Genomic DNA, 12440 nt, shown 5'->3' on the forward strand with positions numbered 1-12440 from the left:
TTAAGACTTACGGGTCTAAAGCGTCAAGATCTTTCAAGGTCAGTACACACGCCCGTACACGATCCAGTGCCGATCATCCGGGACATCTACCATCAAGCGGCTTAAATTAAGTTCTGCGAGGTGGGCAGCCACCTCATCCTCCGTAAAGGCCGCCAACAGGGAGTGAAAGAAATCCTGGCGTAATCTCTCTGGTTCATGAGCCGCATACTGCTCAACGAGCGCCTGCGCCTCGTCGGGAGAATCCGGACGAAGGAGATCCATGACCACCACTAGCCCACCTGGCTTGATCATTTTTTTTATTTCATACCAAAATCGTAAAGGATTGGGAACATGGTGGGCCAAACTGTTCGACATCACGGCGTCAGCTGGAGTAGCCAATCTGGCATCTTGAAACCGTTGGGAGAGAAACTCTATTCGATGAGCTAACCCGGCTTGCTTCACTGCCTGTTCCGCCCAGGTGATCATGGGAATGGAAGCATCAATTCCTGTAATCAGACAGGTGGGATGATTACGGGCCAGGCGGATGGCGATATCTCCGGGGCCGCACCCCACATCCACAACATGAGGGCCATCACGGTCCTCATAGAGTCGAAGAAAGGTATCCACAAACCCCTGATTTTCTTCTTGAAAATCCGCTTCGGCATAGGCCTGAACTTGCACCGGATCATCCATAATTTCCGGTTCGAGAACCCGTTCCATCATTTCATATTCCTTTTCGGCGACGTCACGACCCACACACCATCACCTTGCCGCACCCGTCCTTCAGACAAGACACGAGCATACAATCGGCTCCATCCGGGGTGTTGCCGGTGCGAGATTCGGGAAAAGTCGCCATTCACAAACCATTGCGCATTATGACGACACGGTTCACAATAACTTGTCAGTTTGATCTGCACCTTTTCTCCAATTTTCAGATGGTCACCTGGTTTCAACTGTGTCCAGTTTAGTCCGGCTACGGTCAAATTTTCTCCCGAGGCTCCAGGGTGAACTGTGTGCCCCTCTTGTTGTAAGGCCTCCAGGACCTCAAACGAGAACAGGCATAAGGCCCGATCCGGGCCGCCATGCAAAGCCCGATTCCGATGCCGGTCTCCATCCATCCCTTTGAACGTAATACACGCATCGGGCACGGGCAGCTTGGGGAGTCCACCTGGAGAACGATTAATTTGATAGAGATACGCGACAGAACCCATAAAAATCTTTACATCACCGGCATACTAGTCCGAGACGAAAAGCATGGTAGCCATTGATCGAAAGGGTGGTCAAGCCGGACAACATCAATCACCCAGACCCTCCATGCTCTTTGGAGATTAAAGTCTGAACAAAGCTCGTGATATTCTGAAAATAGGAGGTTCCCCCAACAAAGGGCATATCATTATGTCCCGCACCCACTACCACATACCATTGTTTAGGCTCATGTGCTGCATCATAGACCTGCCGCCCCAGGGCCACCGGAACAATGGAGTCCTTATCGCCATGAATCACCAATAGCGGACGCCTCAGCTTTGCCACCTTTTCAGTCAGATTGAAGTTCACATTTAGCAACCAGCGGGCGGGCAATCCTAAGTAATGGTGGTCCGACATGGCCTGGATAGAAGGAAATGCCCCCTCAAGAATGACTCCGGCCGATGGCCGGAGAATGGCCACTTCACAGGCCACACACGCGCCCAAAGATCGTCCAAACAGTACAATCCCGCTCGAGGCAATCCCACGTCGGTTTAAGACATAGTCATAGGCGGCAAGAGCATCCTGATACATGCCGGGCTCTGAAGGAGTGCCCGTGCTCCGGCCATAGCCGCGATAATCAAAGATGAAAACAGATAATCCACGCCGATACAGCTCCCGGATATTGTCTAACCGATGACTAATATTACCCGCATTGCCATGACACCAGAGGAGCACCGGTTTGGTCGGTCCGGCGCTGACAAACCAGCCGAATATCGTGACTGACTCATCAACCGGGAGCCACACCTCTTCTAAAGGCAGTCCACTGAGACTCGCCCAATTCCGGTCTTCCCAAGAAGAGGGCTGAAATACAAAGACTCCTTCAAACATCGGCCCATTGTAGCAAGGCGGGGACACCAACGCGGATAAAAAATGCTAAATTAGGGTATATTCTTCCAGTAGAAATTTTTTTACCATTCGAGGATCCTTCACGATGGCTACTTATGCAATTGGAGATGTACAGGGATGCGTCCAGGCTTTACACCGTTTGATAGAAAAGATTCACTTCAATCCCGCATCCGATCGTCTCTGGTTCGTCGGGGACTTAGTCAATCGAGGACCGGATTCCCTGGAAGTGCTTCGCCTCATCAAGCAGTTAAGGAACTCGGCCATCACCGTGTTGGGCAATCATGACGTACATCTTCTTGCGGTGTGGGCCAAGGTCACCACTCTAAGTCGTAAAGACACCTTACAATCGGTACTCTCGGCACCCGATGTGGATGAATTGCTCACCTGGTTGCGGTTTCGACCCCTTGCCCACGTCGAAGATGGATATTGCCTGATTCATGCAGGCCTCTTACCTTCCTGGTCCCTATCCCAAGTATTGGAGTTCGCTCGTGAAGTGGAGGAAGCCCTGCGGGATGATAATTTTCACCAGTACTTACCGGCAATCTATTTTCGAAAACCCATTGTGTTTTCCCCCCATCTGAGCCTTGACGAACGATTAGGTCTCACGACCAATGTCCTGACACGCCTTCGGGTCTGCACCAAAGAAGGAATTCCTGAGTTCTCGTTTAAGGGGCATCCCGACGACGCCCCTCCAGGGTTTATGCCATGGTTCCAAGTTCCCAATCGGGCGACACAAGAGGACACAATTATTTTTGGCCATTGGTCAGCCTTAGGAGTCGTGAAAGGACCACGCGTGTTTGCGATCGACGGTGGATGCGTGTGGGGACGGGAACTCATTGCCCTGCGCCTGGAAGACCAACAACTCTTTCGCGTCACCTGCTCAAAGATATAATCAGATCACCCTTCCCGCCGCAGGATGAAGAGCCAGGCAGTCGCCCCTTTTCCATACACACCAAAATCCCCCCTGCCGTTCCCTAAAAATTTACACCTCCCACCTCATGTATCTGATGAGATACATTCTGTATCCATTTAGATACCTGGTGATACCTCCTTCCCCTCTGCCCTTGTGTAAGCTTCAATTTTTTTTAGCACCATATAGTGCTTAATAACTGTTGGCATTTACTCCCTAGGATTTATTCATGTTCTTCAGGCACTTCTCTTGCTTGAACCTCTAGGTAACACCGGGAAGCGTAAATAACGATGGAAAACGAACAATCCTGAAGACTAAAGGCCACCTCACCACTGCATTTATTTTAAGAAAGGGATCCACATGATGAAATCCACTCTCCAACAAAGAACCAATTCATCCGCGAATAACCCGGCCACCACGCTCAGAAAAATTCGCCGACGCCATACTCGTATCCATTTGGATTCTCTCAGACCCGATCCATCGGCCTACTGTGCCGACACACTCGCGCAATGTCCAAAATGCCAAGGCCTGGTGCATCAAGAGGGTGGAGAAACTTCGAATGAAACCGTGGTCCGCTGTCTTAATTGTGGATGGCAACCGCATTATCAGACTCCCATAATACGTGAAACGGCAGAATCCAGATTGATTCGCTCACTTACCGCCCAGTTTGTTTCAGAATACGAGTGGCATCGCGTACCATAAAGTTATTACAGACACAGGCATTCGGTGCCAGAGTGGGATTGGGTATAGTTGCGAACACCGAGATATTTCCTCCAGTACTCTAAAGAGACTTTCCCATTCCATCTGAGTATCTCTCCTAGACGGTTTCCGCTCTTCCTTGCTTCCTAGGCCCCCATCCACTTAATTTCCTGCTCATTTCCGACCAGGAAATTTCCCGACATTTGGTGACGAGCTTTCCACCGGTACTACCCTTGCTTCTTTTCAAAATTTGGGTGAGACTTCAGGGTGAAGATTGCGTTTGCCCTTCGACCAGGGAAACGCTCAGAGAAAATAAGATTACTCCTGATGAGAGATCAGAGCCTAAATTGGCGATGAATGGAATTCCCTATTCTTTCCCCCACAAGCAGGAAAGAATATGAAAGAAGAATCCTTATTTATACCCGGACACCCGACCATGAAAACACTTTTTTATCGTTTCGAATGAATCAACAAGAAACCATTTCCTGACCATATTGGTAGGACAAACAACCTCATAAACGTCCCTGAGAACGATGAACAAGTTGAGGGCTATTTGCCACCGATCAGCCTATTGGAGGAGGCTTATCCGGGCGATCGTGTGTGTGGGATTATTCCTCAACCTGTCCACTGTCACCTTTGCCGAGGAAGTCGCCATCCTGAAGTCGGCAGACATCAACGCCTACTCTGAAGCCATTACTGCATTTACATCGGCTCTCCCTTCCTCCTTTCACGTGACCGGGGAATACGACCTCCAGGGAGACCTGGCAAAGGGCCGCATTCTATCGCGGCGCATTCGCGCATCTAACGCCAAGGTTGTGTTAGCAGTGGGATTAAAAGCGGCTCTTGCTGCCAAACTCGAAATTCCGGATATCCCCGTCATATTTTGTTTGGTTCTTGATCCGGAAAAATATGGCTTGCCGACCGCCAACATGGTCGGTCTCTCTCTGAAGGTCCCCTTTCGCCAACCCCTACAATCTTTACACACTTTAGCACCCAAGGTTTCACGCATCGGAGTGCTTTTCGATCCGCAAAAAACAAACGAGATGCATAGTCAACTGCTCCAGGACGCCAAGGCATTGGGCATCAAGATCGTCTCTGAAGAAGTACATCAAGAACAAGATGTCACCTCCGCCCTCAATGCCCTCAAAGGCCACATCGACGCCTTGTGGCTGTTACCGGACAGTACCGTTCTCACGGAAAACACTTTGGACTTTCTGTTAAGTACCACTTTGGAATACAAGATTCCCGTCGTGGGTTTTTCCGCCGGATTAGTGCGTAGCGGCGCAGTTGTCGGCGCATATTTCCATTATGTGGACATTGGCAAACAGGCCGCCCAGCTGACCCAACAACTGGCCGGAAAAACGGCTTCATCTCTATTGGGAACGATTATCCCTCCTGAACGCGTCCATAAATCCATCAATCAGAGGTCCGCAAGGTATTTGAGCCTCTCTCTCACTCCAGACGTCCTGAGGCAATTCGATGAGCAATTTTAAACCTCAACTCAGCCAATCCCCATCACCTCTCCCAACTGAACCCACCGGAATTCCGAGGGGATTTCTCACGTTACGAGCGAAATTTTCGTTGTTTGTTAGTCTGGTCATCGTTCTTGCCTGCTCAAGTCTCAGTGGATACCTCATTCAGCAGGAAGCCGAGGTCATGAAAGGTGCGCTACTCAAAACAGGAACAATTCTGGTTAAAACACTGAACAATGTCAGCGTCAATCGACTCATCATTCAAGATACACATTATCTGGAGACGATGTTAGATGGCGCGTTATCGGCACCGGAAGTCGTCTACGCCATCGCACGAGACCAGGACGGAAACGTGTTGGTCGGAAAATCAAAAGGAAAATTAGTGAATACGACGAAGCTCACTCGTGACGAAACGCACCCTTTATTCCCGGATGATTCCCTCACAGAGGGTCTGATCACATCAGCTCCCAAAAATTCCATTATTGAGCCACTTTTGACGGTCTTACATACCTCACCGCTGAAGGAAGGACTTCTCCTTGTTAGGTCCGCAGAACGAAAGGGTGCAGAAGGATTCAGAGTCGGATCAGAAACCATTTATGATCTCGCCCTTCCAGTCTACCGGCAAGATAGGCGGCTCTCCACAATGGAATTGCTGTTGTCAGAAAACCTTCAAGACCGTCTGACAGTTTCCCCCAAACCGTCCGGCATTATCGGCATCATCCAAATCGGCCTCAGCACCGCACACATGCAACAATCGCTCAATCAAACGGTGTGGCACATCGGGCTCCTCACCGTGGGAATCATCCTCGTGGGTATTCTTCTCACAATTCTGCTAGCCAATCGCATCGTCACACCCCTTCAGCGTTTGGCAGTGGCCTCTAGAAAAATCGCTGAAGGGGATTTGTCCGTGACGGTCGCGACAGACACCCAGGATGAAGTGGGACAACTCACCACCAGCATCGATCGGATGGCGCGAGCCCTCCAACAACGTGAAGAAGCCATCTCTCATTATGTTCACACCATCACGAAGCAGGTCACGCAACTCAGTACGCTGCACCAAACCGGAATTGTGATTACTTCGACACTCGATGTCCAAAAACTGTTTTCCACCGTCCTGAAGCTCCTTCGAAAAAATCTGGGATTCCAACGTATGATCCTCGTTCTCCAGAATCCTGGAGGCACGAAAGCCAGGGTCTCCGATGTGTCAGGGGTGCCCCTGGAATTAGAGAAGCAAATTCGACACCTTGAATTTCCCATTTCTCCAGGAAGCATAGATGAAACCCTTTTGCTCCACGGACGTCCGGTTTTGGCATACGATCTGGAGGAAATTGCCCATCAGATGAGCCCTCTCATTCTGCCCATCTGTCGACAAATGGAAGTGATCTCTTTTGTGTGTGCCCCGCTGCTGAGTCATCAACGCGTGCTGGGGTATCTGGGAGCCGATCGGGGCCATCAACGCTGCACACAGGAAGATCTGGATTTGCTTTTGACCATAGCCAGTCACGTGGCGGTTGCCATCGACAACGCACAAAACTATGAGGAAGTCGAAAAGCTCGCTCAAACTCTCGAAGAACGAGTCAAAGAACGCACGCAAGATTTGCAGTCCGCCAATGAACGTCTTCAGGAATTAGACCGGTTGAAGTCCTCCTTCGTGTCCATTGTCTCACATGAACTTCGCACGCCGATGACCTCTATTAAAGGGTTGGTGGAAAACATGTTGGATGGTTTGGTCGGCGATCTGAATGACCGACAATCATTCTATCTCGAACGGATGAAATACAACATCGAACGACTCACTCGGATGATCAATGATCTCTTGGACCTTTCCCGCATCGAAGCAGGCCGCATGGACTTGCACCGGAGCCCCGTTAACATGGGCAGCCTCGCCAGAGAGGTGGTGGAAACGTTGCAATCTATCGCGCAGGAACGTTCACTCATTCTCGAAGCCCATATTTCCGATCCCATCGGATTCATCCAAGGCGATCGGGATAAGCTCATTCAGATTTTTACCAACCTCATCAACAACGCCCTCAAATTTACAGAGTCTCCCGGAACTGTGAAAGTGGAAGTCAACCAGCGGGACGACGACATGATCCAAACATGCGTCATTGATAGCGGCTGCGGCATTCCTCTCGAGGAACAAAAGACGATTTTTGAACGGTTTTACCGTGGGCAATCTTCTGAAATGAAAAATCGGGGAGCGGGGCTCGGCTTGGCTATTACGAAGAGTTTAGTCGAGCTGCACGGCGGATCGATTTGGGTGGAAAGTTCTCCCGGAGAGGGTAGTCGCTTCTGTGTTATCTTGCCCGTAACCCTCTCGACCACACCCTCCTGAGAATCACCAATGCGGTCTGCCAAACATGTATCCGTTTAGATACAAAAGTTATCTGAACAGATACATTATTAATTTTAACAGCTCCCTCTTTCTTCGAAAAACAAGCATTTACCTAAGCCTATAAATTGCAGAGCTTTTTGAATGGCTGGAGGAAAGTAGGGATATTTCCAGGTGACTTTTTCTACCAAAATTTGACAATCCTCTGATTCGCCTCCAAAGAAAGGAAACATGTCAACCTTGTCCACGAAGCCGCGCATTTTGCTCGTGGATGACGACACCGACATCCTTCTTGCCCTCTCTGACTACCTTCGCCAGGAAGGTTTTGAGGTGGATTCTGTAGAGACCGGAGGGGCCGCCCTCCAAAAAAGTACGGTATCATCGTATGATATCGTGCTTCTTGATGTCGGACTTCCAGACCGGGATGGCATTGAAGTGCTCAACGAACTCTCTCAGACGCATCCACATCTTCCCGTCATCCTGTTGACCGCCTTTACCTCCTTACGAAGGACGGCCCATCCGGACATCCTCGAGAAGGCCTTTGCTTACCTCACCAAACCGTACCAACGGCAGGAAGTTAAATCCGCCATTCATCGAGCCTGTTTGGCACGAAACATCGCGATCGCAGGTTGGCAAAGCTCTTTCGCATCCACACATCCCAGTGCCACCTTCCCTTCCCTTCTTCAACCAAGCTCAACCGGGGCTTCCCTTCATGACGCAACGCAACACCCATTGAACCTCACCGCATATGAACAGCTGGCAGAGTATGCTCAACTGATGCAATTCGCTTTTGATCATGTACCCAATGGAATCATGGTGGCGGATTCGGATAAACGCTTACGTTTTGCCAATCAGGCGGCTTGCGTCGCCTTAGGGTATACACAGGAAGAACTTAAGACCCTTCGTATTCCCGACATTGCCCCCTACCATGACAATGAAAAATTCCAACAACGCCTGGAAAGCTTGCGGAAGGGTCAACCCCTAGCCTTTCAATCAATCCACCGTACCAAAAATGGCCAGGAGTTCCCTATTGAGATTTCAGTATACCTGCTCAATTTTCAAGGCCAGGAATTTACCTGCGCGGTGACTCGTCCTGCAGTGGAGAAATCACCGAAGGCCTAAAATTTTGTTCGGCATCCAGGTCCTCAAACCACTCCTGACATGGCGGGGTCTGAAATCATGAAACACCTTTACGAAGCTCATATGCCAGAGAATCTGTCCGCAGAAAAAAGAGAGCAAGTCAGAGGAATCGAATACGACTACTCAGGAAGGAACGAAAAAGCATGAGGGACCTTTGAGTTGAGCTGAGGAAATTCGTGGGGTTAGGCAAGGTGTAACCCTCAATGATCAAACTGGCATTCAGAATGCCTTTCAAGAGCCTGCACAATTATCAGGATATGGCTGTGTCTGTTTTTTAGTCCTCCTCTGCTCGGCACGGATCTGAAACCCCTTTTCTTCCTCAATGACCGAAGTAACCGACATCTTGGCATTCTTTCAAAAGAAGAAAAGTCCCCAGCCTTTTGATATTGGAGAACTTCTTGCCCCCTCACCCAACCCGGACCACCACCACGGTTGCCCGGCACAAAGTATTTCAGTTGCCTGGGGCTTATGGTGTTCCCCATGTCTAACCTGCCTGAATCCCCTATGCCCGCAAATTGGTTTTTCGGAACCCAGCAGGGGGTTTTTCATAGGGATATCCACTATGAATGCCAGCATTCAGGCCAATTCTAATAGGACAATAAGCCCTCATTCCCCCTTTACCAATAAATAATTGGTCGTTTGAACCTTGGGGAGTCTTTTCCCGGTTCCTCGGAATCCCAAAATGATCAGGAACTCTCAGTCCCCTGCTGAATGCCTTTTTGCTTGAGGAGGCGGGAGAGGTAAGTGCGTTGAAGTCCAAGGAGTTCTGAGGCTTTGGTTTGGCTCCAGTTGCTTCGACGCATGGCCTGCTCCAGAATGCGGGTACCGAACCGGTCCAGGGATTCATGATAAGGGAGGTTATCGATCTCATCGAGTTCGTCTTTTCCTCCCCCCAAGCCCAAGAGATCTGGAGAAATTTCTTCCTCTACTCCCAACACCACTGCTCGAGCAATCGCATTGTCCAGTTCCCGAATATTACCGGGCCATGCGTAGCATCGCATCGTCTTAATGGCAGACTTGGAAAAACTCCGCTTCCGTTTTTTCATTTCCCGCATGTGGCGGGCTAAAAAATGTTCGGCAAGAGGAATGATATCTTCGGGACGATCCCGCAATGGTGGCAATAACAAGTTCACGACATTCAGCCGGAAATACAGGTCTTCCCGAAAGGTCCTCTCTTTAACCGCTCGCTTCAGATCTTTATTGGTGGCCGCAACCACCCGAATGTTGACGCGGACCAATCGCGTCCCACCCACCCGGGGAAACTCATGATCCTGAAGCACCCGGAGTAATTTAGCCTGAAGCCCCAGCGGCATATCGCCGATTTCATCCAGGAAAACGGTTCCCCCATCCGCGGCTTCGATTTTTCCTTTCTGGAGAGAGTCTGCACCGGTAAACGCCCCCTTTTCATGCCCAAAGAGTTCGTTCTCTAAGAGGGTTTCCGTGAGAGCCACGCAATTGATGATACTGAACGGCATATCCCGCCGGTCGCTCCACTGGTGAATTGACCGGGCAAACAACTCCTTCCCCGTCCCGCTTTCTCCCAGCAGCAACACCGTGGCATCAGCTTCGGCAGCCCGCTTTGCCAACTCCACCATTGAATGCACCTGAGAACTATTCCCCACGATTTGGCTATACCGGCTTTCCACCTCCGTGCGCAACGCGGCAACCTGCCGTCCTAATGCTTCCCGCGTGAGGACCTTTTTGAGGACGATGGCCAGATGGTCCAGCTCAATAGGCTTCGTGAGAAAGTCATACGCTCCGGCTTTCATGGCTTCAACGGCTTTGGAAATTGTGCCATGAGCCGTCATAACCACGACAGGCAACGGGAGGCACTCTCCTCCGCCAAATGTCTGAGAATCAGCCTCTCCATTTTTTTTCACACCCATTTTGGCTAATTGTTGCAACACTTCCATGCCGGCCATCTGTGGCATTTCTAAATCCAACAACATGAGGTGAGGAAAGTCCTGCTCATATTTCTCCAACGCTTCTTGGCCATTTCCAGCGGAAATCGTGTCATAACCCAGGGCCTCTAAACGGTCTGTAAGCATGAGGACAATGTCGGGATGATCATCGACAATGAGAATTTTCTTTTTCATGAGGGTTCTCCTCCTTAAGCCCGCACCTGATTATCCCGTATCAATAAAGTCGCAGCCACCCAAGAATACCTCACCTCCCAAGCGCCTCCAGCACGGCTGCGGCCAAAAGCGGAACCATCAATTCATGATGGCCGGTCAGCGCATAACCCTTTCCACCTTTTTGCGTTGGCCGTTTGACGACGTTGGTCATCGGCCGGTAATGGGGAAGAAAATCCATATTTACCGTCGTGATCTGCTTTAAGGCTCGTCCCAGATTCCGCCCCAACGTTACGGTTTTGAGAAAGACTTCCGGCATCATGACCGCTGATCCCAAATTAATATACACGCCCCCTTCCATCTTCGACACCACTGCGGCCAGCTTGCGAAAATCCAATAACGAGCCGCCACCAATCGCTTCACCATTTGCCTGGGGATGCATGTGAATAATATCGGTCCCGATCGCCACATGCACCGTGACGGGAAGACCAAGTTGCGCACCGGTCGCCAGCAAGCTCCTTCGCCGATGTGGAAATTGCCTGGGATGCTTCAAAAGATACCGGCCGACCGCTTCTCCAATGCCCAAACCCTTTTGCCATCCCTGCACAATCGCCTCATTTAATATACGTCCCGTGTCTTCTGCCATGCCAAATCGTCCGGAATCAATTTCGGCTTCGACCTCCTCCGAGGTTTGCCCCAGGTAGGCTATCTCAAAATCGTGAATAATGACGGCTCCATTCATGGCCACGGCAGTAATCACACCCTTGCGCATCAGGTCCACGACAATGGGATTGAGACCGACCTTGGTCGGATGGGCCCCCATGCCCAGAATCACCGGTTTTCCCCGTCGCCTGGCATCAACGATCGCCGTCACCACGGCTCTGAAAGTTTTGCCAGCTAAAATATCCGGTAAGGTTTTAAGGAAGGCTTGAAAGGAACCACCACGCTGCCAGGGTGAACCAAAATCCGCCATTTTCACTTTGGAATGACGGGTTTGAAGCGGGTAGGTGCGAAGCCGGGCGAGATTCAGCTTCGGAGACGTACCGGTCGGCAATGATTTAGCCCTGATCACCAAAAAGACGCTCTTCAATAAATTCGCACAACACGTGACCCAACGTAATATGACATTCTTGAATACGTGCCGTCACCGAAGAAGGGACCCGAAAACAATAATCGACGAGATCTCCTACTTTACCCCCGGTGGCGCCTGTCCAGGCCACGGTGACAAGGCCACTGTCCGTGGCCGCTTCCACACCACGGATCACGTTAAGGGAGTTTCCGCTGGTGCTAATGGCAATAGCCACATCCCCTTTGCGGCCATGCGCTTTTATTTGCCGTGAGAAAATATCTGTATAGTCATAATCATTCGCAATACAGGTAATGGCAGCCATATCACAGGCCAATGCCAGGGCAGGAAGGGGATCCCGATCGCGCCGGTACCGACCCACAAACTCCGCGGCAAGATGCGAGGCATCCGTGGCACTCCCACCATTCCCAAAGAGCAAGACCTTTCGGCCTTCACGAAATGCGCGGATCAGCAATTGACCAATTTCAACGACACGTTCCGCGTGGGTCCGGATAAATTCATTTTTGACATCGGCACTGGTTTCAAAGGCCTGAATAACCGCATCAATATTCATCGTGGCCGATTCTATCAGGATAGAAATCAAATTTCACACTGTGCGAAGAGAAATACCGGAATTCGCCGTTGAGAGCATCATATCCAGCATCGGTTTTCTTGCCGG

The 12440-nt window shown here is 50.5% G+C and carries 11 protein-coding genes; 5 read left to right on the forward strand and 6 right to left on the reverse strand.

Annotation, left to right across the window (positions count from 1 at the left end; translation table 11 throughout):
• Positions 1-39: 39 nt before the first annotated feature.
• The 3 genes from ACTRXD_RS08760 to ACTRXD_RS08770 form a co-directional block, all read right to left on the reverse strand.
• Positions 40-735, reverse strand: coding sequence for a class I SAM-dependent methyltransferase (locus tag ACTRXD_RS08760; RefSeq protein WP_442431439.1), 696 nt, complete (start codon positions 733-735; stop codon positions 40-42).
• Positions 699-1190: an MOSC domain-containing protein gene (locus ACTRXD_RS08765; RefSeq protein ID WP_442431440.1), complete on the reverse strand. Its 492-nt coding sequence runs from the start codon at positions 1188-1190 to the stop codon at positions 699-701. Before ACTRXD_RS08765 ends, ACTRXD_RS08760 begins: the two co-directional genes overlap by 37 nt.
• Positions 1191-1278: 88 nt before the next feature.
• Positions 1279-2052, reverse strand: a complete 774-nt coding sequence (locus ACTRXD_RS08770; RefSeq protein ID WP_442431441.1) for an alpha/beta hydrolase — start codon at positions 2050-2052, stop codon at positions 1279-1281.
• A gap of 103 nt (positions 2053-2155) precedes the next feature.
• Between ACTRXD_RS08770 and ACTRXD_RS08775 the strand changes: the two genes are divergently transcribed.
• The 5 genes from ACTRXD_RS08775 to ACTRXD_RS08795 all read left to right on the forward strand — a co-directional run bounded on the left by ACTRXD_RS08775 (position 2156) and on the right by ACTRXD_RS08795 (position 8605).
• Positions 2156-2962 carry a symmetrical bis(5'-nucleosyl)-tetraphosphatase gene (locus tag ACTRXD_RS08775; RefSeq protein ID WP_442431442.1) on the forward strand — a complete coding sequence of 269 codons (807 nt, stop codon included), beginning with the start codon at positions 2156-2158 and terminating at the stop codon, positions 2960-2962.
• A gap of 378 nt (positions 2963-3340) precedes the next feature.
• The gene (locus ACTRXD_RS08780; protein ID WP_442431443.1) at positions 3341-3682 is read left to right on the forward strand and encodes a hypothetical protein; all 342 of its coding nucleotides are present in this window, start codon (positions 3341-3343) and stop codon (positions 3680-3682) included.
• Between the two features lie 530 nt (positions 3683-4212).
• Positions 4213-5172 carry an ABC transporter substrate-binding protein gene (locus tag ACTRXD_RS08785; RefSeq protein WP_442431444.1) on the forward strand — a complete coding sequence of 320 codons (960 nt, stop codon included), beginning with the start codon at positions 4213-4215 and terminating at the stop codon, positions 5170-5172.
• Positions 5159-7486 (forward strand): GAF domain-containing sensor histidine kinase, encoded by a 2328-nt coding sequence (locus tag ACTRXD_RS08790; RefSeq protein ID WP_442431445.1) that lies wholly within the window; start codon positions 5159-5161, stop codon positions 7484-7486. The genes ACTRXD_RS08785 and ACTRXD_RS08790 overlap by 14 nt, the downstream gene beginning before the upstream one ends.
• Before the next feature lie 228 nt (positions 7487-7714).
• Positions 7715-8605 (forward strand): response regulator, encoded by an 891-nt coding sequence (locus ACTRXD_RS08795; protein WP_442431446.1) that lies wholly within the window; start codon positions 7715-7717, stop codon positions 8603-8605.
• A 704-nt stretch (positions 8606-9309) separates the two neighbouring features.
• Here ACTRXD_RS08795 and ACTRXD_RS08800 read toward each other — a convergent pair.
• From ACTRXD_RS08800 to ACTRXD_RS08810, 3 genes are all read right to left on the reverse strand, one after another.
• Positions 9310-10719 (reverse strand): sigma-54-dependent transcriptional regulator, encoded by a 1410-nt coding sequence (locus tag ACTRXD_RS08800; protein WP_442431447.1) that lies wholly within the window; start codon positions 10717-10719, stop codon positions 9310-9312.
• Positions 10720-10789: 70 nt separating this feature from the next.
• Positions 10790-11767: a hypothetical protein gene (locus ACTRXD_RS08805; protein WP_442431448.1), complete on the reverse strand. Its 978-nt coding sequence runs from the start codon at positions 11765-11767 to the stop codon at positions 10790-10792.
• Complete coding sequence (locus ACTRXD_RS08810; RefSeq protein ID WP_442431449.1) at positions 11754-12335, reverse strand: D-sedoheptulose-7-phosphate isomerase; 582 nt, start codon at positions 12333-12335, stop codon at positions 11754-11756. The genes ACTRXD_RS08805 and ACTRXD_RS08810 overlap by 14 nt, the downstream gene beginning before the upstream one ends.
• Positions 12336-12440: the final 105 nt, after the last annotated feature.

Source organism: Nitrospira sp. T9, assembly GCF_052156535.1.
Classification (GTDB): domain Bacteria; phylum Nitrospirota; class Nitrospiria; order Nitrospirales; family UBA8639; genus Nitrospira_E.

What these genes read in the sequence shown, in the direction of transcription:
- ACTRXD_RS08765 (WP_442431440.1), bottom strand. Translation starts at nt 1,190, where the DNA reads ATGGGTTCTGTCGCGTATCTCTATCAAATTAATCGTTCTCCAGGTGGA.
- ACTRXD_RS08770 (WP_442431441.1), bottom strand. Translation starts at nt 2,052, where the DNA reads ATGTTTGAAGGAGTCTTTGTATTTCAGCCCTCTTCTTGGGAAGACCGG.
- ACTRXD_RS08775 (WP_442431442.1), top strand. Translation starts at nt 2,156, where the DNA reads ATGGCTACTTATGCAATTGGAGATGTACAGGGATGCGTCCAGGCTTTA.
- ACTRXD_RS08780 (WP_442431443.1), top strand. Translation starts at nt 3,341, where the DNA reads ATGATGAAATCCACTCTCCAACAAAGAACCAATTCATCCGCGAATAAC.
- ACTRXD_RS08785 (WP_442431444.1), top strand. Translation starts at nt 4,213, where the DNA reads ATGAACAAGTTGAGGGCTATTTGCCACCGATCAGCCTATTGGAGGAGG.
- ACTRXD_RS08790 (WP_442431445.1), top strand. Translation starts at nt 5,159, where the DNA reads ATGAGCAATTTTAAACCTCAACTCAGCCAATCCCCATCACCTCTCCCA.
- ACTRXD_RS08795 (WP_442431446.1), top strand. Translation starts at nt 7,715, where the DNA reads ATGTCAACCTTGTCCACGAAGCCGCGCATTTTGCTCGTGGATGACGAC.
- ACTRXD_RS08800 (WP_442431447.1), bottom strand. Translation starts at nt 10,719, where the DNA reads ATGAAAAAGAAAATTCTCATTGTCGATGATCATCCCGACATTGTCCTC.
- ACTRXD_RS08810 (WP_442431449.1), bottom strand. Translation starts at nt 12,335, where the DNA reads ATGAATATTGATGCGGTTATTCAGGCCTTTGAAACCAGTGCCGATGTC.